Source organism: Flavobacterium sp. ov086 (assembly GCF_900187965.1).
Lineage (GTDB): Bacteria > Bacteroidota > Bacteroidia > Flavobacteriales > Flavobacteriaceae > Flavobacterium.
Window position 1 is genome coordinate 93027 of the sequence record NZ_FZNL01000006.1, and the last position, 26668, is coordinate 119694.

16 protein-coding genes are annotated in these 26668 nt (G+C 34.9%); 1 reads left to right on the plus strand and 15 read right to left on the minus strand.

Features of this window, described 5'->3' with window-relative positions:
- Positions 1-41: 41 nt before the first annotated feature.
- Positions 42-548, minus strand: coding sequence for a copper resistance protein NlpE (locus CHB81_RS08890; RefSeq protein ID WP_089351545.1), 507 nt, complete (start codon positions 546-548; stop codon positions 42-44).
- 257 nt (positions 549-805) lie between these two features.
- On the opposite strand from CHB81_RS08890, the gene CHB81_RS08895 reads away from it, so the two are divergent.
- Complete coding sequence (locus tag CHB81_RS08895; RefSeq protein WP_089351546.1) at positions 806-1138, plus strand: YegP family protein; 333 nt, start codon at positions 806-808, stop codon at positions 1136-1138.
- Positions 1139-1220: 82 nt separating this feature from the next.
- Here CHB81_RS08895 and CHB81_RS08900 read toward each other — a convergent pair whose 3' ends face one another.
- The 14 genes from CHB81_RS08900 to CHB81_RS08965 all read right to left on the minus strand — a co-directional run bounded on the left by CHB81_RS08900 (position 1221) and on the right by CHB81_RS08965 (position 26560).
- Entirely contained in the window at positions 1221-3155 is a 1935-nt protein-coding gene (locus tag CHB81_RS08900) for a family 43 glycosylhydrolase (protein ID WP_089351547.1), read from the minus strand.
- Positions 3155-4525, minus strand: coding sequence for a glycoside hydrolase family 27 protein (locus CHB81_RS08905; protein ID WP_089351548.1), 1371 nt, complete (start codon positions 4523-4525; stop codon positions 3155-3157). The genes CHB81_RS08900 and CHB81_RS08905 overlap by 1 nt, the downstream gene beginning before the upstream one ends.
- Before the next feature lie 149 nt (positions 4526-4674).
- Positions 4675-7095, minus strand: coding sequence for a sugar-binding domain-containing protein (locus CHB81_RS08910; protein ID WP_089351549.1), 2421 nt, complete (start codon positions 7093-7095; stop codon positions 4675-4677).
- Positions 7096-7214: 119 nt separating this feature from the next.
- Complete coding sequence (locus tag CHB81_RS08915; protein ID WP_089351550.1) at positions 7215-8801, minus strand: glycoside hydrolase; 1587 nt, start codon at positions 8799-8801, stop codon at positions 7215-7217.
- A gap of 135 nt (positions 8802-8936) precedes the next feature.
- Positions 8937-10571: a glycoside hydrolase gene (locus tag CHB81_RS08920; RefSeq protein ID WP_089351551.1), complete on the minus strand. Its 1635-nt coding sequence runs from the start codon at positions 10569-10571 to the stop codon at positions 8937-8939.
- Between the two features lies 1 nt (position 10572).
- Positions 10573-12174 carry a RagB/SusD family nutrient uptake outer membrane protein gene (locus tag CHB81_RS08925; RefSeq protein WP_089351552.1) on the minus strand — a complete coding sequence of 534 codons (1602 nt, stop codon included), beginning with the start codon at positions 12172-12174 and terminating at the stop codon, positions 10573-10575.
- Between the two features lie 11 nt (positions 12175-12185).
- Entirely contained in the window at positions 12186-15218 is a 3033-nt protein-coding gene (locus tag CHB81_RS08930) for a TonB-dependent receptor (protein ID WP_089351553.1), read from the minus strand.
- A gap of 46 nt (positions 15219-15264) precedes the next feature.
- The gene (locus tag CHB81_RS08935; protein WP_089351554.1) at positions 15265-16662 is read right to left on the minus strand and encodes a hypothetical protein; all 1398 of its coding nucleotides are present in this window, start codon (positions 16660-16662) and stop codon (positions 15265-15267) included.
- Positions 16663-17663: 1001 nt separating this feature from the next.
- Complete coding sequence (locus tag CHB81_RS08940; protein WP_089351665.1) at positions 17664-21713, minus strand: two-component regulator propeller domain-containing protein; 4050 nt, start codon at positions 21711-21713, stop codon at positions 17664-17666.
- A 474-nt stretch (positions 21714-22187) separates the two neighbouring features.
- Positions 22188-22364 (minus strand): histone H1, encoded by a 177-nt coding sequence (locus CHB81_RS08945; RefSeq protein ID WP_089351555.1) that lies wholly within the window; start codon positions 22362-22364, stop codon positions 22188-22190.
- Between the two features lie 320 nt (positions 22365-22684).
- A complete protein-coding gene (locus tag CHB81_RS08950) occupies positions 22685-23086 on the minus strand; it encodes a hypothetical protein (protein ID WP_089351556.1) in 402 nt (133 codons plus the stop codon).
- Positions 23087-23105: 19 nt separating this feature from the next.
- Positions 23106-23495, minus strand: a complete 390-nt coding sequence (locus tag CHB81_RS08955) for a hypothetical protein (RefSeq protein ID WP_089351557.1) — start codon at positions 23493-23495, stop codon at positions 23106-23108.
- Positions 23496-24192: 697 nt separating this feature from the next.
- Positions 24193-24936: a rhamnogalacturonan acetylesterase gene (locus CHB81_RS08960; protein WP_089351558.1), complete on the minus strand. Its 744-nt coding sequence runs from the start codon at positions 24934-24936 to the stop codon at positions 24193-24195.
- Positions 24937-25210: 274 nt separating this feature from the next.
- Complete coding sequence (locus CHB81_RS08965) at positions 25211-26560, minus strand: glycoside hydrolase family 28 protein (RefSeq protein ID WP_089351559.1); 1350 nt, start codon at positions 26558-26560, stop codon at positions 25211-25213.
- Positions 26561-26668: the final 108 nt, after the last annotated feature.

Below are 26668 nucleotides of genomic sequence, written 5' to 3' on the forward strand. Positions count from 1 at the left end.
TAATTGACACATTATCTCATTGCCACATTATCTCATTAAAACTACTTCTTCAATGTCAGCGAATAAATTAATTTTGATTTGATTATTTCACGATTTTTGTCTAATAAAAAGATTTTGTCTGGCGTATATCCGGAGAAGCCATAATATACTTGTTCTGATTCTGGTTTATCCCAGTCAAGAACATAAATTGTTCCGTTAGGGTCATCTCCGAATCCTCTTTCAACATTAAAATTTCCTTTTTGTACAAACTCTTTTTCAGGATTTTTTCCTTGATAAGTACTTGATAATTCAAATCTATGGGTATAGTCCGGTCCTTTACCAGTATGCATTTTAAGTACCGTTTTAATTCCACTGCAATCAGCGCAGGGTAAAACTCCTTCGTATACAAACGTTGTAACTATACTGTCACCTTCCTGAACAACACTTTTAGTTTCATCAATTATGGCAGCAGTAGTATCTATTGAAGTACCAGCTGTATTCTCGGCTTTCTTATTATTACAAGATAGTAACAGACCTGATACCGCAAACATTAGCATTAATTTTTTCATATTTTTATTTTTCAATGAAACAAAAATACAGAATAATCTTATATTAAATTAGTTTTTCTTCCGAATTAATTTAAAAATAAAAGATAAGTAGAACGAAATAAGATAATCCTGTCTCTAATAGGAACTCTATTTGGATAGATTTATTGCGTTTTAATACTCTTACAATTTATTTTTGCTGATTTATAATTTATATGGTGAAGTTTTGTATTTTTATAGATAGCAAAATAATATAATGCCTAACTTAAATAAAAAACTATATGGGAAAATTTGTAATTACTAAAAGAACTAACGGCGAATTTCAATTTAATTTAAAAGCAGGTAACGGTCAGACAATTTTAACCAGCGAAGGTTACACTACAAAAGCTGCTTGTCTTAACGGAATCGAATCTGTGAAAACAAACTCACAGGATGATAATCGATTTGACAGAAAAGAATCAAGCAACGGAAAACCATATTTTAATTTAAAAGCCACTAATGGTCAAATTATTGGTTCTAGCGAAATGTATGAAAGTACATCTGCCAGAGATAACGGAATAGCATCTGTAAAAACAAATGCTCCTGACGCAACTACAGACGATCAAACAGCATAAGAACCATTTTATCATAAAAACAAAAAGACTGTTTCCTAAATCGAAACAGTCTTTTGTTTTTTGTTAAAAGCTCAATTCAAAATTATTTTATTGCATTAATTCCTGTATGTGTTGGGATCACTTGTTTTATGGTTCCATCGGGGTTAAACTCTAATTTATCGATACAAACTTCCCGATGAAATCCTGCTGCATCTCCCATTTTAATTCCTGTAGGATATGAAAAACGATGGTAGGTAATGTACCATTCGTCTTTGTTTGGAATTTGCAATACCGAGTTATGTCCTGTCGCGTAAATTCCCTGATTTGGAATTCCCTGTATTACGATATTGTTTTCCGGAATCTCAATTGGTCCTAAAGGCGATTTCGAAATTCCATATCTTACTTTGTAATTAGGGCTTCTGGTATCGTCTTCGCTCCATAAAAAATAATACGTTCCTTTTCTATAAATAACATACGTTCCTTCGCGAAATGTGTTGTCAACCTTTATGACTTTTGTGCTTCCATTTTTAATAGAAATCATATCTGCATTCAATTCGGCTACAGCCATATAACCGTTGCCCCAATACAAATAACTTTTCCCGGTTTTGGGATCTGTAAAAACATCCGGATCAATTTCCTGACCGTCTTTTACTCCTTCCGGTCTTGTGTTTATCAATGCTTTCCCGCTGTCTTTAAAAGGTCCCGTTGGATTATCTGACGAGGCAACACCAACTTTTTGTGCCGCTGTGAAATAATAGAAATACTTATATTTTCCGTTTATCTTTTTCTCTACAATACATGGCGCCCAGGCGTTTCTGTTTGCCCACGAAACATCTTTTCTCAAGTCAACAATAATTCCTTCATCTTTCCAATCTGTTAGATTATCGGATGAGAAAGTTTTAAAATAATTTCCTGACCAACCGTCAAATCCATCACTTGTAGGGTAGATATAATATTTTTTGGTTTTATTCGAATATAAAATCTCCGGATCTGCATAATAACCTTCAAGAACAGGATTGTTGTTTATTTTTGGAAATTGCTTTGGCATTCCCCATTTGGCAATAAGCCTTTTTAATTCAGAACGGGTTATTGGCAAAATAGTTCCGTGACGCGGATTAAAATCCATTGAGATATCATTGTCGATTACGGTGAAATTCTCTAAGTCTTTCGTTTTTGTAAACTGATATTTCCCTCTGGTGTAAACGTCGTACATCAAAATATATTCATCAGAATTATTGAGTTTGAAAACGCTTGAACCCTCAACTCCGTCTTGGGTTTGTTGCAGATAATTATCGTTTTCAATCCATTTTCCTGAAGTTAAATCTGTCGTTGTCGCTACTTTTATTCCGGCTTTCTCTGTTTCTGTTTTATAGAAAAGATGATAAACTCCGTCTTTTTCGATAATATCTCCGTCGATACAAGCTCTTTCAGATTTTGGTACAAACAATAATTTTGGCGCACTTTCCAGAGCTGTAAAATCCTTATTCACATAAGCGTAATAAATTTTATCAGGACCTCCCGCATATTGCATACTAAAGTAAATCATGTATTTACCGGCTTTGGCATCATAAATAGTTTGCGGCGCCCAAACTCGTTTTAGATTTTCGTTTCCGGAAAAAGCGGTTTGAATGTTTACAACGCTACTCTCCCATTTTACAAGATCAGTACTTTTAAGCAGAATCATCGCGCGATTGCTGTCCCAACCTTTTGACGAAGTCATATCTGTCAAAACCATATAAAATGTTTTACCATCGTCGCCACGCAAGATATGCGGATCACGTACGCCACCAGTCGAACTTATCGTTTTGCTGTCGATAACAGGTTGATTATTGTTGAGATGATAATAATGATAACCGTCTGCGCTAATAGCATATCTTACGGCTTCTTCCTCGACATTATTTCCTGTGAAATAAACAAATAAATAAGCTGTTAAATCTTTGTCGGCAAGGATTGGCGGAATTCCTTTTGTGTTGTTCTGAGCTTGTAAAAAATTTAAAAACAGTAAAACTAATACAAGGCTAAAGTGTAATTTCCTCATTATTTTTTGCTTTTTAATTGATACAAAACTGAACTGTGCGGCCTTAATTCTGCTGAAATTTCTTTACCGGAAACTTTTGATTTTTCACCCGTCCACATATTTAAAACATCTACATTTCCAGCAATTCCAAGATCTGATAAATTCACCGTAATTTTCTCAGAAGCGGTATCTGAGATATTAAACAATGCCAAATAAATGCTTCCGTCTTTAGGATTTTTTGATGTAACGCCAATTTTGCCGTCTTGCTGAAAAAGTTGTTTTACATCGGTGCTTTCGTTGTGCATTTTTACGACATCTTTATTGGTTAATAAGGATAAAGTAAATGCGTCATTGCTGGGTAAATCTCCGCCAAAAAACAACGGCGATTTAAAGATATTAAAAAAGGTAATCAGTGTATATTGTTCATCTTTTGTTAAACGAGTCATTCTATCTTCGCCACGTTCGCCTCTTAAAGAAATACGCCCAAGCGGAATCATATCGCAGTCCGGCCAAGTTCCCGGTGCAATATACGGATACCATTTTTGGCTTACTTCCATCAAATGTGTAATGTGCTGCCAGGTGTCCCAAACATCATCAACCATTCGCCACATATTGGCATGTTCTTTTACATGTGAAGCGGCAGAAATAGGCGTTTCTCCCGGTGAAGTACTCAAAACAATTTTACGTCCGCAATTGTCGATTGCATTTCTAATCAAGTTTATTTCGCCTTCGTGATAGGGTCTTGACAAATCATCGATTTTGATGAAATCTACGCCCCATTGTGCATAAAGTTCAAATATTGAATTGTAATATTCCTGTGCTCCCGGTTTATCAGCAACAATCGTATAATTGTCTTTTAGCCATTCGCATTGCAAAGCTGTGGTATAAATTTGATCGGCAGTAATTCCGTTTGCGCCTTTAATTGGCATTTTGTCTTCAACTGCTTTTTTAGGAATTCCGCGCATGATGTGAATTCCAAATTTCAATCCTTTTTTATGAATATAATCTGCCAAAGGTTTAAATCCTTGTCCGTCTTTAGCCGATGGAAAACGATTTAAAGCGGGCAAATATCTTCCGTATTGATCGATTACATAACGCGGATCTGTTTGGTTATATCCTCCCGCTTTGTCATTTTCCACAAACCATCTAATGTCTACCACAATATATTCCCAACCGTATTTTTTCAGGTTTTTCACCATATAATCGGCATTGGCTCTTACTTCGTGTTCTTCAACTGTTGAGCCATAACAATCCCAGCTGTTCCAACCCATTGGCGGCGTTTGTGCCCATTGTTTGAACTCTGATTTTTTGAAAGTTGTCGTTTGTGCATTCAAAGAAACTGATGCAAAAACAACTCCGATTGTCAGAGCGATTCTATTTTTTATTTTCATATTAATTTAAATAAATGTAAATATCACACTTTAAATATAATAAACTTTTTTCTATTACATACAATTAACCTGTCTGCTTAACCAAAAAAGCTGACAGGTCAATTGACAATTTAAAAAAACTACTAATTTTCTTCTCTTAGAAAACCAACTTATTTTACATTAACTATAACTTCAACCGGTTTTAACCACTGACTTGTAAACGTCACTTTTATAGGTTGTGCTTCTCCAGTTGATTGAATATAAGCGGCAATATGTCCGTGAAATACTCTTTGAACATTATCTGTATAATCTGTCATGTCGCTGTTGTTTCCGGCTTCAAGTCCTAATAAAATTCCAGGTCCTGAAATCGTACACGTAACTTCATTGTCTGAAAGCATTACCGGTAAACCGTTTTGATCTTTAACCTGAACCATTATTTTTGCAACGCCTTTGTCTTTTGAGATTGTGATGTTTTTATCGGCAATCGTTAATTCAACTGGTTGTTGTGTCGATGTAATAGCATATCTACTAACTTCTTTGTCGTTTTTATCTAAACCGATTGCTTCTAATTTTCCTGATGCAAACGGAATATCCCAATAAATAATTCCTGTTTTTTCGTCGTAAGGTTTTGCTTCACCTACAACTTTTCCGTTTAATTCTAAACGTGCTTTTGCAGCATTGGTATAACACACTACGCGAATCATTTCACCTTGAGTGTAATTCCAGATTGCCCAGGCATCTTTAGAAATATCTTTATCGTTTTTCAACGGATAAGTTCCAACATAAGCCATTGGTTTATCTGACCATAATGACTGACGGAAATATCCTCTTGGTTTGATAACTCCGGCAAAATCAACCAATCCGGAATAAAATCCTCTTGAAGGCCATCTTCCTGATTCTCCCAAATAATCAATTCCTGTCCAAAGGAATTGTCCGAAGATGTGTTTGTTGTTTTTTACTGCTAACCAAGGTTCCATATCATGAATATTTTCACTTCCGAAAATGACTCTGTTTGGATATTTTTCGTGATCTGACTGGTATTTACTTTCGGTGTAATTGTATCCTGTAATGTCTAATGCTCCCGGGTATTCGGTTTCGTTAGACATTGCAACACCTGCTAATCCAGCAGTTGTTGGACGTGATTTATCGTATTTTTTAACTGCAGCAACCAAACGTTTTGCGATAACTCCAAGACGCATTGCATCTGGTGCATCTTTTTTGTAGCCGCCATAAGCCGCTTGTCCAAAACCTTCTTTTCCTTTGTCTAAAACTGGGTGCGAATACGGATCGTTTGGATAATCTACTTCGTTACCAATACTCCACGCAAATACCGAAAGATGATTCCTGTCGCGACGCACGAAGTCTTCAAGATCTTTCTCTCCATAATCGGCAAAAATATCAAATGAACCTTCAAATCCCGGTGTTCCGTAGTTCCAGCCTTCTAACCATTTACGTTTTGGAAATTCCCATTCGTCATAAGCTTCGTTTAAAACCAATAATCCTAACTCATCGCAAAGCTCATAAAAAACAGGCGCTTGCGGATTATGACTGGTACGAATGGCATTTACTCCAATTTCTTTTAATGTTTTAAGTCTCGTTTCCCAAACTTCTCTTGGCACTGCTGAACCTAAAACTCCAGCGTCGTGGTGTAAACAAACTCCTTTCATTTTCATCCATTTTCCGTTTAATGCAAAACCGTTGTTTGGATCAAATGTAAAAGTTCTGAAACCTGTTTTTGTAACGGTTTCATCAATTTGTTTTCCGTCTTTTAAAACCGTTGTTTTAAGCTGATACAAATTTGGATTCTCTAAATCCCATAATTGAGGATTTTTTACATTTATTTTAGTCGAAATTTTTCCGGTTTTGTTTGCTGCAACTTCAACTTTAGAAGATGATTTTGCAACTGATTTTCCATCTTTTGCAATCAATTCATTAATTACGGTAACGCTTGATTTTGCTGAAGATCCATTTTCTACATCAACCTCAACATTTAGAGTTCCTGTTCCGTTTTTTACTTCCGGATAAGCATAAACTCCCCATTGTGCAATATGAACGGGATTTGCATAAACTAACCAGACATTTCTATAAATTCCTGAACCGGTGTACCATCTTGAATCAGCACTTCGACTGTGATCTACACGAACTGAAATGATGTTCTCTGCTCCGTATTTTACGTATGGTGTTGCATCATAAGCAAATGAAATATATCCGTTTGGACGTTTTCCTAAGGAATGTCCGTTAAGGAAAACTTCGCTTCTGTTGTAAACTCCTTCAAAATAGAGATAGACTTTTTCGCCTGTTTTGGCTTGCGGAATATTAATTGATTTTCTATACCAGCCAATTCCTCCCGGCAAGAAACCAGTGCAGCTTGCCAATGTTGGGCTTAATTGTCCTTTTACGCTCCAGTCATGCGGTACATTTACAGACTGCCATTTGCTATCGTCGTAAGTTGTTTTTTGAGCTTCAGGAGTGTCTTGTAAGTTAAACTTCCAGTTGTCATTGATTTTTTTGGAATCTCCAAACGATATCTGACTGAATGCAGACAAACACGAGAAGAGTAATACGGGTAATAATATCCTTTTTGTAAACATATTTTTTTTGTTAATTTGTTTTTTTTGTTTCAGATTTCATGTTCCAAGTTCTTAAACCTTGCGTATAAACTATAGTTTATACAAAGAGGTACAACGTACAACCTGAAACTTGAAACTTTCTAGTATTCTAATTCTCCCACAAACGTTACAATTGATTTTGCGGGGATTTCGAGGTTGTCGATTTTTTGAAGATCTGTTCTTTTTAAGTTTGTGTTTTCAGAAGTTACATATGGTGTTACTTCGTTGTCTTTTACGGTTCCTTTTGATAAATTGAATTTGTATTTCTGAGGAGATTTTCCGCAATTTACAGCAACTACAATCAATTTTTTGTTTTGTACATCTTTGTATGCCGTTAGCATTACATCATTTGCAGCATCAAGTTCGTTTTGATTTGGAACATCGATTCTAAGCATTCCGGGACGTACGAATAGGGAATAATTTCCTAAAGCCCAAAGTAGTTTTGAATCGTGAAATTCTCCGTCGTTTCTCACATAATCCGGTGTTGTTCCTCCGTTGCTTTTTCCGTCGTCGAGATAAATCAAACCGTCTTTATAATCCACTCTGGTTAAAGATGTCCACCATTGCCATGAAGCGGCATTTGCAACTGCAATATCATTGTGAATTAAACGTGCAACGTATAAAGCGGTTTGCATTCCTAAATCTCTGCTTCCGCCCGAACCGCCAGGAATCTCTGCTTCTCCCGGATTTTCCAGAATACAATATTCTGATTGCCAGTATTTCAATCCCTGATTTTGCTTGATGTTTGCCGCGATTAATTTTCGACTTAAAACCTGTTTCTCCACTGGCCATGTTGTAAAATAACTGTGTCCTAAAATCACATTTTTTACATTGGAAAATTTCGAAATATTTGTTTTTGTTTTCCCAAAGAAATAATCAATTTGATTGTCTCTGTTTTCTGCATTTACATTTTCGTACAAGTAATTAATTTGTCCGGCTTCTGCAATTACAATTTCGGTACTCATTTTATTTGCTTTCAGTTTTTCCGAAAGTGATTTGGTTAAATCATAAATTTCCTGATTGGTTGCGGGTGTTCCTTCCTGACTGTTTTTGTCTCCGTTATTAGGCATCCATTCCCATTGTGGTTCGTTTATTGGACTCACATAATCGAATTTAATTCCTTCTTTCTTTTCCAATCCTTGAATACTTTGAACTAAGAAATCGGCAAATTTTGGAATTGCTCCATCTTTTAGATTCAGTTTATTCTTTTGAGTTGCAAAAGATAATCCGTTGTTTGTCATATAAACCGGCGGACTATTAGTGAAAATCAGGAATTTCTCGACTCCGCGTTTTTTGGCTGCCTGCAGGAACCATCTTTGCCCTTCTTGTTTAGAGAAATCGTAAGTCCCGTTAGCTTGCAAAAAAGATTCACTTCTTCTCCACTCGTCCGAAACTCTACTGTTTTCACCTTGCTCTGTACTTCCGGCACCAAGATTAAATCTCCAGATCGAAAGTCCGATTCCTTTTGGATTTCCCTGTGCATCAATTTCTTTACTAAAAAGTAAATCGGCAATGGCATTCTTTTTTTGGTCAGGCCAATTTTTCCCAACAAACTGACATCTCCAGGCATCAGAACCTCCAAAACCATCCATTGTCTGAACTACATTATCCGTGCTAATGGTTACGGTTCGCTGTGCAAATGACAGCGAACTCATGACCAATAAAAGCGAGATATATACTTTTCTCATTTATTTATATTCTTTAAGTCTTTATATAAACCCGACAGGTCTTAAAAACCTGTCGGGTTTACTGCGTTTCTCGTTCCTCGAAATGACAAACTTTGAAAAACCTCAGTCTCTTAGCAACTTAGTCCCTTAGAACCTCTATTTATATGTTCCCACATAAGTCACAACTGACTTCGCAGGAATTGTAAAATTCGTTGCATCAACAGCGGTTCCTTTTTTCAAACTCAATGTTTCTGAAGTTGTATAAGGGGTCATTTTATTATCTGTTAAAGTTCCTCCGGCAAGATTCAGTTTGTAGACTTTCGCCGATTTGCTGATATTAACTGCCACAACTACTAGTTTTTTTGTTGCTTGATCTTTGTATGCGGTTACCATTACATCATTCACGGAAGTGGTATTATCAACACTCGGAATTTGAACTCTGACCATCCCCGGTTTTACGAAGAAAGAAAAGTTTCCTAAAGCCCAAAGTGTTTTTGCATCTCTGATATAACCGTCGTTTTTGCAATAATCTGCGTTTCCGGCTCCATTGCTTGAACCATCGTCTATGTGAATTAATCCGTCTTTGTAATCTCCACGGCTAATTGCTGTCCACCATTGCCAAGACGTTACGCCTCCAACGGCAATATCTGTACTGATAATACGAGCAGTCCATAGTGCGGTTTGCATTCCTAAATCTCTTCCCGGACCTCCGCCACCCGGAAGTTCTGATGTTCCAGGACTTTCTAAAACGCAGTATTCTGTTGACCAAAGGCTTAATCCACCAACTGATTGGGTTCTTGTAGCTGCCGATTGTCTGGAGTAAACCAACTCTGACAATGGCCAGGCTTGCCAGTAACTGTGCGCCGAAATTGTTTTTTTGACGTTGCTTAATCCTGCAATATTTTTGGCTGAATTTACTCCGAAGAAATAATCAACTTGATTGGATCTGCTTTCTTTGCCTGAAATTGTTTTATAAAGAGGCTCATAAGAACCACCCTCTCCTACTACAATTTTAGACTCTAATCCTTTTGCTTGTAATGCCGGAGACAGAACTTTTACAAAACCGTAAATATTTGCATTTGTAGCCGGTGAACCTTCTTGCGCAGATCCGTCCCATTCATATTGTGGTTCATTAAAAGGACTTACATAATCGATTGTTAAACCCTGTTCTGTTTTTAATTTGTCTAAAGATGTTGCCCAGAAATCAGCTAATTCCGGCATTTTTCCATCTTTCAAATTATAAAATTCTTTGATGGTTGCGTGTGCTTTTCCGTTTTGAGTTAAGTAAACCGGAGCACTATTTGTGAACGCTAATAATTTTTCTAAGCCACGTTCTCTGGCTGCTTTCATGAACCAAACCTGACCGGCTTGCTTGCTCATATTATAACTAACTCCATCTGTAGTGAAGCATTCTGTACGTCTCCATTCGTCACCAATATCACTTGCATCTCCTTGTTCTGAACTTCCTGTTCCAAGGTTAAAACGCCATAATGATAATCCGATTCCTTTTGGATTTCCATCTGCATCCAGTTCTTTACTAAAAAGTAAATCGGCTATTTTATTTTTTTTATCCGAAGGCCAATTTTTACCTATAAAATTACATTGCCACGCATCTGAAGCTCCAAAACTTTCCATTGTTTGAAGATTTCCATCGAGGTTAATACTTAACTCAGCCGTAGTATTTTCAGCGTTTGAATTGTTATTTTCGGAATCGCAACTCACTAAAATGGAGTTTGCGAAAAGCAAGCCTGCACATAGCAGACCTACTTTTTTGTTGTTGATAAACTTCATCTTAGTAACCAGGATTTTGTGTAATTAAACCTCCACTTAAATCAATTTCTAACTGTGGTATTGGCCACAATAAGTTTTTAGCCGGACTAAAATTGATTCCTTTATCTTGTGATTCTCTTAAGTTTGTGGTTTCATACGGATCTGTAGAATTCAGATTGTATTGAACAAAAGTTCCGCTTGGTCCCATTAAACCTTCAATTACCGGTCTTCCTGTTGTTGGATCTTTTTCACGACGAATATCATATAAACGTAATCCTTCAAAAGCCAATTCCAGACGACGTTCTTTATAGATTTGTTTTAAAAGTGTTGGCCCTGCCAATCCTGTTTTTGGATCTAATTTTACTCTCGCTCTAATGATATTGATATCTGCCAAAGCATCTCCACCAACATGATAGTTTGCTTCTGCTCTTGTCAAATACATTTCGGCCAAACGAATCAACGGAATATTCAATGGTAAATGCCCGTCTTTTTTATCTAATGCACGACGCGTTGCTACGGGAATATAATATTTACGACAAATACGTCCTGATTTATTATCGTTTAAACTGAATTTGTGTGTTGGGTTTAAAACTTCATCTCCATAAGCAGCTTCTCCCCATTTTGTAATGGTGCTTCTGCGACGGATTACATCATTTTCAGATAAATAGGCATTTTCCAGATCACTAGTTGGCATACACCATCCCCATCCGTCAAGAACATCTGCAGCATCATTACTTGGGAAATATTTTTTGTCTTCTCCTCTTGCTCCTGATAATGTTGGCAACATTGATCCTAAAGTTTTATCCTGAACAGATGACGATTGTGCCTCCAAAATAGATTCTACTCCGTTATGATTGTTTACATTCCAGATGTTTAGGAAATCAGCTTCAAGAGAATAAGGTCCTTCAGTAATTACTTTGTTTGAATACTGTTTTGCTTCTGCCCATTTTTCCTGAAATAAATATACACGAGCTAATAAAGCATACGCTGCCCATTTGTTTATTCTTCCTTCTCTGTTGACAGGAATTGTTTCTAGTTTTGCAGCAGATTCTTTAAGATCTGCTTCAACTTGTGCATAAACATCAGCAGCAGAACTGCGTTGTAATTTTAAATCGGCTGTACCAAGAGATTTTGTGTATAACGGAACTCCTCCAAAAAGATTCACCAATTCGTAGTAACAATAAGCACGAACGAATAAGGATTCGCCCATATATTGATTTTTTTGAGTCTCTGAAATTGGCGATGCAGCCATTTTTTCTAAACCAATATTAGCCGATTGTATGGTGTAATAATGAGCGGTATAAATACTGTTCATATCTCCCATATTATCTGGTGTGATAATATATTGTGAGCATGGTCTGTGTGCACTATTGTCCTGACCAGTATTCCCCATCCAGGCATCATCTGTAGACATCTCGTTGGTAACTCTTGGTGCCAATAAAGCAAACCAATCGTTAGGAATCAACAATCTTCGTGTTAATTCATTAACGTAATTCTCGCATTCTTGTGCCGTTTGAAAGTAGTTCTCTAAGGTTTGAGTTCCTCTTTGTTCTTTTTCGATAAAATCATCACAAGAAACTGCAATTGCAGCAAAAGCTATTATTGCTATTATTATTTTTTTCATATCTTTTTTAATTAAAATGCTACATTAAGCCCCATCAAAATGGTTGGCTGAACTGGATAATTCCATGCGCCAAATCCTGATCCTTTAACTCTGTCATCTTTATCAGGATCTCCTCCGGCAACTTCGGGATCAACACCTGTATATTTTGTCCAGGTCCATAAATTTTGACCTGATATTGAAAGTCTTAATTTATCTAAACCAAATTTATTGTAGAATGAAAATCCTAATTGCAAATTCTTCATGCGCACATAAGAACCATCTTCAACATACAGAGAAGAGAATTTTGTAAAGTTTTCGTTGTTATCATCTTTAGATAAACGAGGAACAGAGTTAGAAGTTCCTTCACCGTGCCAAGCCATTTGATCCAGATTTGCTACTTTGTTTGATAAACTTGCACCATTATATAAGTCTGAAATATTCTGATTTACAATATCGTTTCCGATACTGGAGTAAAAATTAGCTACTAAATCAAATTGTTTGTAGGCGAAATTTAAATTCAATCCCACGTTATAATCTGCCCAAGGAGAACCAATTTTTGTTCTGTCTTTGTCGTCAATTTTTCCATCACCGTTTACATCTTTAAAACGAACATCTCCTACTTGTGCATAAGGTTGTAATTTTGTTCCATGTTCGTCTGTATGCGAATTCAATTCGGTTTGATTCTGGAATAATCCATCAGCCACATATCCGTAGAAATAACCCGGTTCTTCACCTTTGACAGTCAAGGTTCTGTTTCCTGCTCCATATAATCTTTCTCCATTGGCAGACAATGACAACATTTCAATATTTACAGTTGTAAAAGTCACATCTGCTCCATAGGTGAAATCTCCTTTCTTATCTTTATAAGAAATTAACAGATCGATACCTTTAGACTGCATAGAACCTACGTTTGTCCAAATTGTTGAGTAGCCAGGAAAACCACTGTAAGTTGGGAATTGTTTCTTAAAGAGCATATCTTCCGTTTTCTTTTGATAGTATTCCAGGGAACCCGAAAGTTTGTTTTTCCATAATCCAAAATCAAGTCCAAAACTTATATCTTCAACTGTTTCCCATTTAATGTCTTTATTAGCCATAGTATCCGGATACGTTGTGTCTACAATATTATTTCCAATAGGATAAAAACCTTGCTTGATATTTGATTGGTAAACTGCATCAGGTAAATTTTGATTCCCTACTTTTCCCCAACCTGCTCTGAATCTTAAATCGCTCAATACATCTTTTGTAGAGGACATAAATCCTTCGTTTAAAATTCTCCAGGAAACAGAAGCCGATGGGAAATTTGCCCATTTATTATTGTCCATGAATTTTGAAGACCCATCACGTCTGAATGTTCCTGTAAAGTAGTATTTACTGTCATAATTATACGAGAAACGAGAAATATAAGACATCAAAGAACTTGACCAGCTGTTACCATCACTTTTACGGTTTTTGGTTGCTGCTTTTAATTCTCTCATCTCATCAGTATTATTAGGCACACCCTCTCCATAACCCCAAACATCATTGCTGTTGTACTCTTCCATTGTATTTCCAATCATCAAAGAAGCATTGTGTTTCTCAGCAAATGTTTTTGTATATGTTGCTGTATTTTGCCAAGTCCAATCTGCATTTGTAGTGTTTTTTCTTTCAACACTATTAATTTCAGCTTTTTCATGCGCAGCGTCAATTATAAAATCAGGTTTAAAAATATCCTGTGTTTTATCTCCAACTTCAATAGAGGCTTGTGTACGCAAAACCAAACCTTTTATTGGTTCATACTGCAAGTATCCATTTGTATTTAAATTGTACTGTTTTGTATAATCATCATAACGTTTTACAGCTGCAACCGGATTCCAAACATACGATGGAGAACGCGCATAAATACTGTATTCATTTTCTAATCCTGTAAGTTGATCTGCTGGTTTATAAATTGGCGTAATTGGATCAATTCTATCAAAATCAGCCCAGTTATTGGGTGCCCCCCAAGTTTCGTAACGAGGATTCAATGTAATTCCAACTTTGAATTTATCTGAGAATTTAAAATCATTTGCAATTCTCATGGTAATTCTTTTCCACCCTCCTACTTCATAAATAGATTCAGAATTATAATAATTCAAACTAACTGCGTAAGTATGTGTATCAGAACCTCCGCTAACTCCCAAAGAAGCATTGGTTACAGGTGAAGCTCGTTTGATTCCTGCATCCCACCAGTTGGTCGTTTTTCCTTTATATTGAGAAGGATTTGGCAAATAATCAGCATATCCGGAATTGTTATAAGCCTTGTTCATCATTGTTGCATAACCTTCGGCATCAGCCATATGATAAGGATTATCCATCATTTGCATTCCTGAAGTTAAGTCAAAGTTGAATCTTGTTTTTCCGGCTTTACCTTTTTTAGTGGTAATCAAAATAACTCCATTAGAAGCACGAGAACCATAAATAGCACTTGCAGAAGCATCTTTCAGGACTTCCATAGACTCAATTTCGTTATTGCTCAAAAAATTGATACTGGTTCCCATTGGGATTCCGTCAACTACATAAAGCGGATCAGTATTTAAATTTACCGTAGAAATACCACGGATTAAAACTCTAGGCTGTGCTCCGGGACCACCTTGTCCTGTAACCTGAACTCCAGAAACTTTTCCCTGCAAAGATTCAGCTACGTTACCAACAGTCATTGTTTGAAGTTCTTTTCCTTTTATGGAAGAAATTGAACTCGTTACATCGCTCTTTTTAACAGCGGCATATCCTACAACCACGATTTCATCTAATGCCTGACTTGATTCCTGCATGATAACATTGATCTCTGTTTTGTCGCCAACAGGAACGATTTGATTGGTAAATCCAACAAATGAAAATTCGATTTGGGCATTTTTATTCGGAACAGAAATTACATAATTTCCATCAAAATCCGTGGCGGCTGTAGTCGATGTACCTTTAACAAGTATGTTAACTCCGGGAATTGGCACATTGCCTTTGTCCTTAACCGTACCTTTTACTTTTATTTGTCCAAACGATACAGCGGTACACATCAGGGCAATAAAAAATCCTATATATTTATATTTCATCTTACTATCTTTTATTAATTAAATGCTATAACTGGATTATAACAACTTATTTTTTGGTAATAAATACTCTTTCCAATTCGGTATCCAGAACTACTTTATACACTCCCGGAGCAGCAGGATATTTAGCATTTCCGTTTTCTCCCGGTGACATGGTACAAATACCGTTTTTGATTAATCTCCAAGACGGACTCCACCACTGACCTGTAAAAGTCGCTTCTATTGGTCCTGTCAAAGTATATTCACCTAATAATTGGTAAGGGTTATTTGGGTTATTTGCCAAGTGTAATCCTGTTTGAACCCACGCTGTCCATGTATCCCAATCCGTACCTTGAATTCCGCTACCGCAAACGCTCACAAAAGGTCTTCTTTGTGCTTCGACATCGTGCCAAAGTCCGTTGGCAACATCTGCCCAAACCTTACTTGATGGCGTATATTTTGTTGCAGTATATTTTAATGTATTCGGATTTACTTTTATGATGTAATATCCTTTTGTTGGCAAGATAACTGGGGTTGAAACAACATCATCAACTAGTTCTCCGGCAGCATTCAATCCAAAACAATGTGGGGCAAAGTCTGATTCCTGACCTAAGAAATAAATTTCTTTATTGTCTTTGTCAGCATAATATTTGAATTCGAAATCCTGTCCGTTTTTCTCATGAAAATACATTGGAACTCCAACTGCATCAGTTGTTAAATTTGTACCTTTTGGCTGATCACATAAGTAGATTGCCGGATACTCATTTGTCGCTACTATATTTATATTTAATGTTCCTGTGTTTGGAATAGCAAATTTATCTTTTGCCGTAATAGTCAATACATAATTGGCTGCCGTCACTGGCAAAGTATATGTCTTATTGAAAGTATAAGACTGTGGCGCTCCTTGTAACTGAACCATTTCGTCGATTCCTAATTCAGCACATTTAATCTCAATATAATCAATTCCTGAGTCGTCGTTAACGACAAAGTTTACGGGCATTTCTTTGCTTGTAGACAATAAAACAACCGCTCCTTCTTTTGGCGTTACCATTGTGATTGCCGGCGCAGCAAATTCTCCGTCTAAACGTAAATTAATATCTTCGTTAATGGCGTTACCGGAAACATCTGTTATGGTTAGTTTTATTTTGAAAGCTTCAGAAGTTCCTCTGTTAGCAGGAATTTCAAAGAAGTAACTCAAATCATACGATTTAAGTAAAGGGTCTGTCGCAAAGGTGATCACTTTATCAAGTGACAATTCCGGAATCTGAATTTGTACGCTCTTTAATCCTAAATCATCTGCCAAAGCGGCTTTAATTTCAAATTTTCTACTTGGTGCGCCATAAATTTCTTTTGTAGACACTACCACCGTAGGATTATCAGAACTTGGAAAATCTGATTCGTTATTTTGACATCCTGTAAAAAGGACAGCAAAAAGGGCGAGAAAAAATAAAAATACATTTTTTTTCATTTCTTTAATTTTAAGGTTAGGTTAGTTAGTTGTTTAATTTGATAATTAGAAAATGAGATAATTAGATAATTGGCCAGATTAATAATTTTCCCATTTTCTATTCTTTTATAATTCGATAATGAGAAATTGATCATCAGCAATAATTATCTAATTGACTAATTATCTCATTTTCTAATTTTCTTTTTTTTATAATTCGATAACGAAAAATTGATCATCAACAATAATTATCTAATTGACTAATTATCTCATTTTCTAATTATTCCTTTCATTGAAATATTCTTCTAAAATTTATTTAAACCCGCAGCTTTTTTTTGGCCGCGGGAATGATAAGTAATACGTAAAACCAACTCTTACTATCTTATTTTAAAGAAGGCTCAATTCTTTAAAACAATAAAAAAAAACTTATCGTAAAATAAACACTTATAACATACACAGTAATACAACTTAAATATTACTACAAGTGCAAAGTAATGTCGAGTTTAAACTTTTAAGGAGGGGTAAAATGGAAAAAAAAGGAGGTCAAAATTGCAATTAACTATTATTTTGGGTTAAAAATTACTAAGTGTGAAAAAATAACTACATTTTTTTAAATAATACATAATTATCTGATTTTGATATGGTTTTACAGCTAAAACGTTTGCGTCTTTTTGAATACAGTTGTTTTTCATTGCGAGGAAGGAGAAATCGCATTACAAAATCCACAAAGTGAACCCAGCATTTGTCTTTGCGAGAAACGAAGCAATCTTACTAAAAATTCCACAAAGTAACACCGTATTTGTAGAGCTACTTGCGAAGATTTCTCCTCCCTAGAAATGACAAGATTGTGGTTCAAAAAATCGCCAATCTTTGTAGAGCTGCTTGCGAGGATTTCTCCTCTGTCGAGATGACAAGATTGTGGTTCAAATTGCGAATGATGGATTGATCCCGAAGCCTCGGGACATCTCTGCAATATATTTTGTTCCTTCGGAACTTCTCGAAAAAAAAATGAAAATAAAAACCTTTTACTTAATAACATTCAAATCTGCATTGAACGAACTTTTGTATTTTTTAATGTATTCTGAAGGTGTCATTCCAAACAGTTTCACAAATTGCTGTCTGAAATATTTAGGATCTTCAAAACCAACTTCGGCACTTGCCTGAGTTATATTAATATCTTCGGTGAGCATTAACATGGCTGCTCTTCGAATCCGGACTGATCGGATAAAAGCATTAAGCGTTTGTCCGGAAATGATTTTGATTTTTGTGTACAACGTTCTATGGCTCATTCCCATTTCGAGAGCGAAGTTTTTAATAGTGAAATCCCTTTTGTGAATGTTGGCTTCTACAATATCAATACATTTCTTTAGGATTTCCTGATATTCTACAGGAACTTTTTGTGTGTTTTCTTTAAGCGTAATACTGTCTAAGAAATAGGTTCTAAGATTGCTACGGTTTCTTAATAAAGATTCTACACGCGCCACGAGTATATCATCATCAAATGGTTTTGTGATATAATCATCAGCTCCATCACTAATTCCTTGTAGATGTGTTTCAGGATTTTTTGATGCGGTTAATAAAATTACCGGAATATGAGATAAAGCAGCATCTTCTTTTATTTTTCGGCACAATTCAAGACCGTCCATTTGCTCCATAGTAATGTCGCTTATTACCAGATCTGGCATGTGTTTTTTGGTAAGTTTTAGACCTTCTTCTCCATTTTCGGCACTGTAAACAATGTAATTCTCCGAGAACAATTTGATCAGATAGGCTCTGATTTCGGCATTATCATCAATTATTAAAACGGTGCGTTTGTCCGTCAGCATTATTTTTTGGAAATCATTTTCTGAAACCGAAGCGTTAGAAAATGGATTATTATCTTCGATTTCATCAACAATCAATTCATTAAATAATTGACTTCTTTGCGGAATTTCATTAGTAATTTCTACATCTTCAAAATGACTGTTACCTTTTAGAAATATGAGTGTAAACACACTTCCCTTCCCTACTTCGCTTGTACAGCTTACGGTACCTTTATGTTTGTCTACAAAATATTTTACGATATAAAGCCCTATTCCAAAACCGGTTCCTACTGAAACTTTAGAATTGATTTGTTTGAATTTTTCAAAAATAACGTCAATGTCTTTCTTTTCAATTCCGTCGCCATTATCAGCGATTTCAAGAATTACTTCACGATCATTCTCATCAAGATTAAGATTAATTGTTCCGCCAATTGGTGTGTACTTAAAAGCATTTGACATTAAATTAAACAACGAGATTTCGATTTTTTCATAATCGCCTATAATCTCAATTTCATGATCAGGAATATTAAAATTGTAATTGATATTCTTCTCTTTTGCCTGATTTACAAAACACTGATACACTTCGTTACATAAATTATTTACATTGATTGTAGATAATCTAAGTGAATCGGCATCGTTTTCGGCTTTTCTAAAAAGTAATAACTGGTCTACCAGACTCAATAGTCGTCTAGCATTTCTATGTGCAATTGCCAAATCACTTCCTGATGATCCGTTTTGAACACTTTCTTTCTGAACCGCTTTTTTCAACGGATTAATAATTAGCGATAGTGGCGTGCGAAACTCATGCGAGATATAAGTAAACATCGACGATTGTTTTTCGGCAATTTCCTTTTCTTTCTTGCTTTCCAGTTCAGCAATTTTAACCTTATACTTTAGTTTTTCCTTGTTTTTATGATATTCCAAATAAGCAAAAATACTCGCAATACCTGCCAATAAATATAATGCATATGCCCACCAGGTTCTATACCAAGGCGGTAATACCTCTATCGTAATCAGGCTTTCTTCTTTATTCCAGCCGCCTTTAAAATTGGTTGTTTTTACCTTAAAAGTATATTTCCCTTCTGGTAATCTCGAATAATTTGCTTTTCGGGCCTGACCCACAAAATTCCATTGTTCGTCCCAGCCTTCAAGAAAATAAGCATAATTTATTTTGTCGGCATTATTATAATCCAAGGCAACAAACTCAAGTGATAAGGTAGTTTGATCATATGGCAAACTCACTTCTTTGATTTTTCCAGAATCCCATTCTGAAACCAGATCTGCTTTATTGTCTTCAATTGACTGATTGTTTACATAAAAATCAGTCAATAATAAATTATTTTCTTGATTGTATCCTTTAATTGCCTCAGGAAAAAAGATATTAAAACCATTGATTCCTCCAAACAAAAATTCTCCTGACGATAATTTAATTCCTGCATTAAAACTAAACTGATTGCTCTGAAGCCCATCGTTTACAGAAAAATTTCTAAAAGTTTTTCTTTTTTTATCAAATCTGCAAATGCCGTTATAAGTACTCATCCAGAGATTTCCTTCTTTATCTTCGAGCAATCTCAAAATAGTATTCGATGGCAAACCATCATCTGTAGTAAGTCTTTTGAAGGTGTTTGTTTTTCGGTCAAACAATAACAATCCACCTTCCTGAGTTCCCAACCAGAGATTCTTGTCTTTGTCTTCATGAATACACCTTACTGGATTCCCAATAGTTACTTTACTGATTTTTCGTGATGCTTTTTCTATCGAAAATAACGACGTATAATTTCCGCCCCAAAGTTTGCCATCACTTGTTTCGATAAGACATTGCAAATTACTGATGGATTTATCAAAGAGGTCAAAGTTATTCTGAGCTCTGTTGAATAAATACAATGAACCTTCGTTTGTGGCACTCGCCCAAATATTAGCTTTAGAATCTTTATAAACGAACCAAATGTTTTTTTCTGTTTGTTTAGTAAACGGATTATAACAGGAATAATGTGTAACGGTATTATTCTTTGGATTTATTTTATTGACACCACCTGCCCAGCTCGAGAGCCAAATTTCGTTATTATTGTCCCGAATGATACTGGTAATAAAGGGACTGGAAAGCTTATTACTGTAATTGACATATGAATTGTTTTTTCTATTCCAATATTTTAATCCCGCCCCATCTGTACCTACCCAAAGATTCTTTTTTTCGTCTTCACAGAAGGATAAAATAAAATTCTCAGCTGGATTATTGGCATTATATCTTATACTTTTAAAATATTTGGGCGTATTACTCAACATACTAATTCCGCCTCGTAGCGTACCAAACCATTTATTTCCTGATTTGTCTTCGTACAAACTCCAAACCGAATTACTTTTGACCAGATTATTGTCTTTTACCGTATTCGACGTAATGGCTTTTTTATTGTCGCCAATCACTCTGTAGATTCCGCAACCGTCTGTTGTAATCCAAAGGTCTTTTTTCTTATCCGGAAGAATATCTGTAACGCTGCATTTATTTGGAAGATAATTATCTGAAAGAGTACCTGATTTGGTATTAAAAAGAAAAACACCTTCGTCAGTTCCGAGCCAAAGATTACCATCTACAGCAGATTTCATTGCTTTAACTTCTATCGAAAGCGGGAAAACAACTTTCAAATTTTTTGTAGAATTGTTGTAACTACAAACACCAATATTTTTGACATATATCCAACAATGCCCATTTTTTAGGTCTGTCTGAATTGCTATGGCATCATAATTATCGATAATAGATTTATTGTCTTTCGCTTTAAGCGGAATATGTTTACCCACAAATAATCCGTTTTCGAAACTAATTAATCCCAGATTTTGTGATGCCACCAAAACTAAATTATCAGAAACCGAACTGGTTTGATGAATAATATCTTGTAAGATTTTGGGCTTCTTATTTGAAACAATATATTCAACGGGGCGAAATGTAGCATTGGTTTTATTATAAATACAGATTCCGTTAGAGCCTCCAATCCAGATATTATTTCTCGAATCTCCTTCGATATTATAAATCGTATTAAACAGCAGCGAGTTTTTATCGTTGATTCTATTGCGATAGACTTTAAAATTATAACCATCGTAGCGGTTTAGTCCATCATAAGTTCCAAACCATAAATAACCGTCTCTATCCTGAAAAATTGTAGTTACTGAATTGTTCGATAAACCATCAGATATATCAAGAAACTTTACGGGATTATCCTGTGCCTGACCTTTGGATACAAAGCCAATTAAAAGTAGAAAATGCAGAACAAAATACTTCAAAATAAGGTGATGTTTTTTGGTTTTGTGTAGAAAGCACAATTATAAGCTAATTTATAGATATTTCACAAAAACAAATAAACAAAATTCACATATACATCTTTATTTATAAGATTTTTTTCTTATTCCTTATTTTTAATAAGCCAATCCCTATAAATTAATAATCTATTCAAAACCGATTTAATTTTACCAGAGTGAACGTAAAGTTTTTTTACTTTCAGCTTTTATAAAAGGAATCCCAAGGCGTCAGGACGCTTTCTATGGCATTCTTAGATAAAAATCTTTGCATTCTCTGCGGTAAAAAATAATTAGCTGGTACATTTTTATGTTTCTACACAACATTTAACGTTGATCAGTAATTACACCCAACGGGTTATTATTATTTTCATTATGTAACAAAGTGATTCCCTTCCGGACAAGGCATAAAAAAACCTCGTTTAATTTCTTAAACGAGGTTTTTATCTTTGAATACAAATATTATTTTTTTGATTCTTCGATAGAAACTTTTCTGAACTCTTTTAAAAGTTTTTCAATTTCCAAAGTTGATTTACGTGCTCTTGGTCCAGCAGCTTTAACACCTTTCTCAGTTAAAGATTCTGCTTCTGCTTTGAATGCTTCGATTTCGGCGTTGATTTTTACTAATAGATCTTTCATGCTTATACTTATTAAATTAAGCAGCAAAAATAAAATTTTCGGCGATAGATTTACCAAATTTGATGTTAAATTTATCACTGTTTTAGCCACTTGAGCAAAGATTCGTCACAAATTGAAACTTCAAAAACATAACACTTTATTAATCATACACTTACTAATTCCTTTCCTTTTCACAGCACTTCTATTAAAAGAAACAATGCAGATCGAAAAAATAAAAAAGTGACGTTTTTAAGCAAAAAATGCAGGATATAGAACAACATATACCCTGCAAAAACAGTTTCTATTCTAATTTAAGAATAGAAAATATAAAAAAACACAAACTACATTAAAAAAAATAAGGCCTTATCAAAATTGTTAAATCTCGACTTTAAAAAACTTAAATTTTGAGATATTACTTTTGGTACAGTTGGCATTTCTAAATCCGTTTTTTCTTTAAAATACAATTTTAAATCCTTTATGATTTCTGCCTTATTTCTGGTACCATCCAATAAAATCAGATTCTTAAGATCATCTAAAAAAGACAAACTGCTGTATAATTGTTTATTGAATAAACACACCAGAATATTGGTGCCTTTTTTATCCAGTTTCAAAAAATCTAGAAATTCAGTCTTATTATATACTACATAAATGCAACGCTCAAAATCTGTAGATTCATTCTCATCAACAGCTAAAAATGAACTTTCATGAAATTCAAAGTCATCTTTGAACCTTCGTTTAAACATTTTTAAAAATGTTCCCTGATTATCTTGTTCCCGGAGCTCCGGTTGCACCAGTAATTCCGGTCATACCTCCTCCAGCACCTGCAGTAGCAGCTGCCAGATCAGCAGCATTTACCATTCGATTCCACTTATTATCAAACCAATAGTAGTACCCTGGAGTAACGTCCGAAATTGTTTTAGTGTTATATACTAATAAACTTTCAGGGGTCGTTTCACCCAGTTTGTTTTTGATAGTTGTATTGTCTGTAGTACCTGTTAATTCAACATCCGGTATTAATATACCCTTGTTTTTAGCGGCAGCAGTAACATCTAACTGCGCACCCGATCTTGGGACATTTGTTCCGATACCAACCTGTGAATAAGCCGAATAACATCCTAAAACAAAAACTAAAGGGAGTAATTTATTCTTCATAAGATTTCATCATTATGTATTATTAATTATTTTCTTGTATCTCTTACATAGAGGCAGGGACATAATACCTCTACAACTATGTTGCAAAGGTCTTTGTAAACGTTTTCTGATTTTGCCTGTAAAAGTTTTAAAACTTACAGATTAAGACATTTGTAAAAAGCGGGAATCTTTTTCCTAAAAAAAAGAAGCAAAAAACTGATAAACAAAGAAGTAAATAATAGGTATTACATACTAAAAAAAGTAAATCCTACAGATTTTATCAGTAAAAATACAAGGTGAAAATATTTGAGCAGTAGTAGACGTTATATACGATTCTTGCTAAATAAAAATGAGGAAAACAAAGTTTCCTCATTTTTTAACCCCAACAACATAACCCAATAAAAAACTGTTTCCCTTACAATTTTATAAGGCAAATTTGAAAATAAACATCGACTGTTTTATCCTCTAAAAGTTTTTATACCTACAGATAAAGACAAATTTTATTGAAGTATTAAATTCTGAATTATTAAGGTTCCGGCTTTTTATTTTTAGGTTTCGGCTTTAGTTAAAACTTATTCCATAATTTAATTGTCTCTACAGAACAGAAAAAGAACAAGCTGAACTGATGTAGCAATCTTTGCAAACACCAGCCAAAGATTAACAATCAACCAATTGTAAAAGGTATACTTTATAAGAGTTCGAAGAGGTTTAAAAAAATCTATTTAATCCCTTTTTGAAGTTTTTCTAAGGAAGGATCTTTTAACTTTTTAATTTGATTTACAACGATTTGAGCTATTTCTGTTGCCCCTTTTAGCGATAAGTGGGTATCGTCATTTTTATCCTTATTATAATAAGGATTCTCACCAGCATTGAAATGCAAATGCAATTGTTTAGATTTATCAGGTCCGTATGATTGCTCCAATAACTCTGTGTGGTATTCCAGATCTATAAAGGCTACCTTATATTCCTGAGCTACCAATCGCGCTTCAAGTGGATAATCTCCGTGAGTGGAAACCAATACTCCTTTCTCATTAAAATTACGTCTTGCTATTGAAGTTAATAGTATGGGAGTTGCACCTTTCTCTCTCGTATCCTTTACAAATTTGATTAGATTGTACCTATAAGAAGTATGCGGGTTTGTATAGCGGGTTGAATCTTCTATTTTTTCGTCATTGTGTCCAAATTCTATAAACACATAATCTCCTTTTTTGAGTTTATTAAAAACAGAATCCCAGCGTTTTTCATTGATGAAACTTTTGGTACTTCTACCGTTTACCGCTTTGTTTTCGATGACAATATTATCTTTAAAAAAAGGCTGAAGTACCTGCGCCCATCCATGCTCCGGATTACGATCAGGATCTTTTTTGTTTGCCATCGTGGAGTCACCAATAGTATAAACTGTTGTTTTTTGTGCGAAACAAGTTGATGTGATTATACAGATAATGAATATATAATATTTCATATTTTTTTTGACTTCTTAGATATTAGATTTCTTAGATATTAGACTTCTTAGATATTAGACTTCTTAGATATTAGACTTCTTAGATATTAGACTTCTTAGATATTAGACTTCTTAGATATTAGACTTCTTAGATTTGCTTAGACTTTTTATGATAATTTGTTCTTAAAATAGGCGCACTGCTGTGCGTCTCTACGGAAAACCTTTGTCCCTTTAAACCTTTGTTCCTTTGAACCTCTGCACCTTTGAACCTCTGCCCCTTTGAACCTTCAAAAACTTATTTTACCGAGGTAGGAACCGTCGCTCTCTTTCCTATAAAAACGTCTGTCATTAAAACATTTTCAGCATTTTCGTTTGAAATGGCATTTTTAGCTGATTTAATTTCAATATTGCTTAAAGTGATATTCCGAATCTTTTTGTCCGGAAATCCCTGAATTACAATACCCGATTCTGTTGCTTTGTTGCAGCTAATATTCGAAAAGTGAATATTTGATATCTCCGATTGATAACCATGACCCTCGCCGTGATAATTTGCCGTCATATATAAACAATCTTCTACTTCATCTAATTGAATGTTCCTAGCAAAAACATTCTTGATAAAACCTCCTCTGTCGGCATTAGTTTTCAGATAAATTCCTCTTTTTAAGTAACCAATTGTTTTGCAATTCTCGACGTAAATATTCTGAACTCCCGCTGACATTTCACTTCCAATAACAACGCCATGAAGTCCCTTGAAATTACAATTTCTGATTACTATATTTTCACTTGGAGTAGCAAAATTTGCTCTCCCTTCATGATCTCTTCCGGCTTTAATTGCCACATTATCATCACCATTATCAAAGGTTACATTTTCTATTAAAACGTCTTTTGCATATTCGGGATCGATGCCGTCATTATTATAATTTAAAGATTTATAACTAATTCCGCGAACGGTTATACTTTGTGATTTCAGTAAATGTAAACACCAGAAAGGTGAATTTTCGATGCTGATATTTCCGACCAAAATATTCCTGCAATTAAAAAACTGAATCATTTGCGGACGTAAAAAGTAACCCTCCCCAAATTTTCTGTCTTTTAAAGCAATGTCATTATGATTCATTTCGCGGCTTCTGTTTTTTCCCGCCTCTTCCTTAGCTTTAAAACTTTTCCAGATCTTTCCTCCTTCTCCATCAATAGTTCCTTCGCCTGTAATGGCAATATCACTACAATTGTATGCATAAATTAACGGACTGTAGTTGTACAGCATTGTACCTTCCCAACTAGTTAAAACCATTGGCAAATAATCCTGCGGATTGTCATTAAACTTAAGTTTTGCTCCTTTTTCTAATTTAAGATTTACATTACTCACAAAATGAATTGGACCGTTGATTTTATAAATTCCTTTTGGTACAATAATAGTTCCACCATTGTTCTTTTTGCACAGCGCCATTGCTTTGTCAAATACCACTTTATTATTGGTTACAGAATCTCCTTTTGCGCCCAATCTTGCAACATTAATTTGATAAGATGGAAACACCGGAAGCTGAATTCTGTTGACAATCGAATCTACTTTTGCAGAGGGAAAATCACCATTCTGAGCAAAAGAAATACAGGAAATCAACAGAAAAATTAAATATTTCAAATTCATAATTGTTGCTTTTTTTAGCCCGCAGATTTTAACGGATTTTCGCGGGTTTATTTTACACGTTTTAAATAATAAAAAATCAGTATAAATCCGTTTAATCCGCCAAATCCG

What these genes read in the sequence shown, in the direction of transcription:
- CHB81_RS08900 (WP_089351547.1), bottom strand. Translation starts at nt 3,155, where the DNA reads ATGAGGAAATTACACTTTAGCCTTGTATTAGTTTTACTGTTTTTAAAT.
- CHB81_RS08925 (WP_089351552.1), bottom strand. Translation starts at nt 12,174, where the DNA reads ATGAAAAAAATAATAATAGCAATAATAGCTTTTGCTGCAATTGCAGTT.
- CHB81_RS08895 (WP_089351546.1), top strand. Translation starts at nt 806, where the DNA reads ATGGGAAAATTTGTAATTACTAAAAGAACTAACGGCGAATTTCAATTT.
- CHB81_RS08950 (WP_089351556.1), bottom strand. Translation starts at nt 23,086, where the DNA reads ATGTTTAAACGAAGGTTCAAAGATGACTTTGAATTTCATGAAAGTTCA.
- CHB81_RS08905 (WP_089351548.1), bottom strand. Translation starts at nt 4,525, where the DNA reads ATGAAAATAAAAAATAGAATCGCTCTGACAATCGGAGTTGTTTTTGCA.
- CHB81_RS08915 (WP_089351550.1), bottom strand. Translation starts at nt 8,801, where the DNA reads ATGAGAAAAGTATATATCTCGCTTTTATTGGTCATGAGTTCGCTGTCA.
- CHB81_RS08920 (WP_089351551.1), bottom strand. Translation starts at nt 10,571, where the DNA reads ATGAAGTTTATCAACAACAAAAAAGTAGGTCTGCTATGTGCAGGCTTG.
- CHB81_RS08910 (WP_089351549.1), bottom strand. Translation starts at nt 7,095, where the DNA reads ATGTTTACAAAAAGGATATTATTACCCGTATTACTCTTCTCGTGTTTG.
- CHB81_RS08945 (WP_089351555.1), bottom strand. Translation starts at nt 22,364, where the DNA reads ATGAAAGATCTATTAGTAAAAATCAACGCCGAAATCGAAGCATTCAAA.
- CHB81_RS08960 (WP_089351558.1), bottom strand. Translation starts at nt 24,936, where the DNA reads ATGAAATATTATATATTCATTATCTGTATAATCACATCAACTTGTTTC.
- CHB81_RS08935 (WP_089351554.1), bottom strand. Translation starts at nt 16,662, where the DNA reads ATGAAAAAAAATGTATTTTTATTTTTTCTCGCCCTTTTTGCTGTCCTT.
- CHB81_RS08890 (WP_089351545.1), bottom strand. Translation starts at nt 548, where the DNA reads ATGAAAAAATTAATGCTAATGTTTGCGGTATCAGGTCTGTTACTATCT.
- CHB81_RS08955 (WP_089351557.1), bottom strand. Translation starts at nt 23,495, where the DNA reads ATGAAGAATAAATTACTCCCTTTAGTTTTTGTTTTAGGATGTTATTCG.
- CHB81_RS08930 (WP_089351553.1), bottom strand. Translation starts at nt 15,218, where the DNA reads ATGAAATATAAATATATAGGATTTTTTATTGCCCTGATGTGTACCGCT.
- CHB81_RS08965 (WP_089351559.1), bottom strand. Translation starts at nt 26,560, where the DNA reads ATGAATTTGAAATATTTAATTTTTCTGTTGATTTCCTGTATTTCTTTT.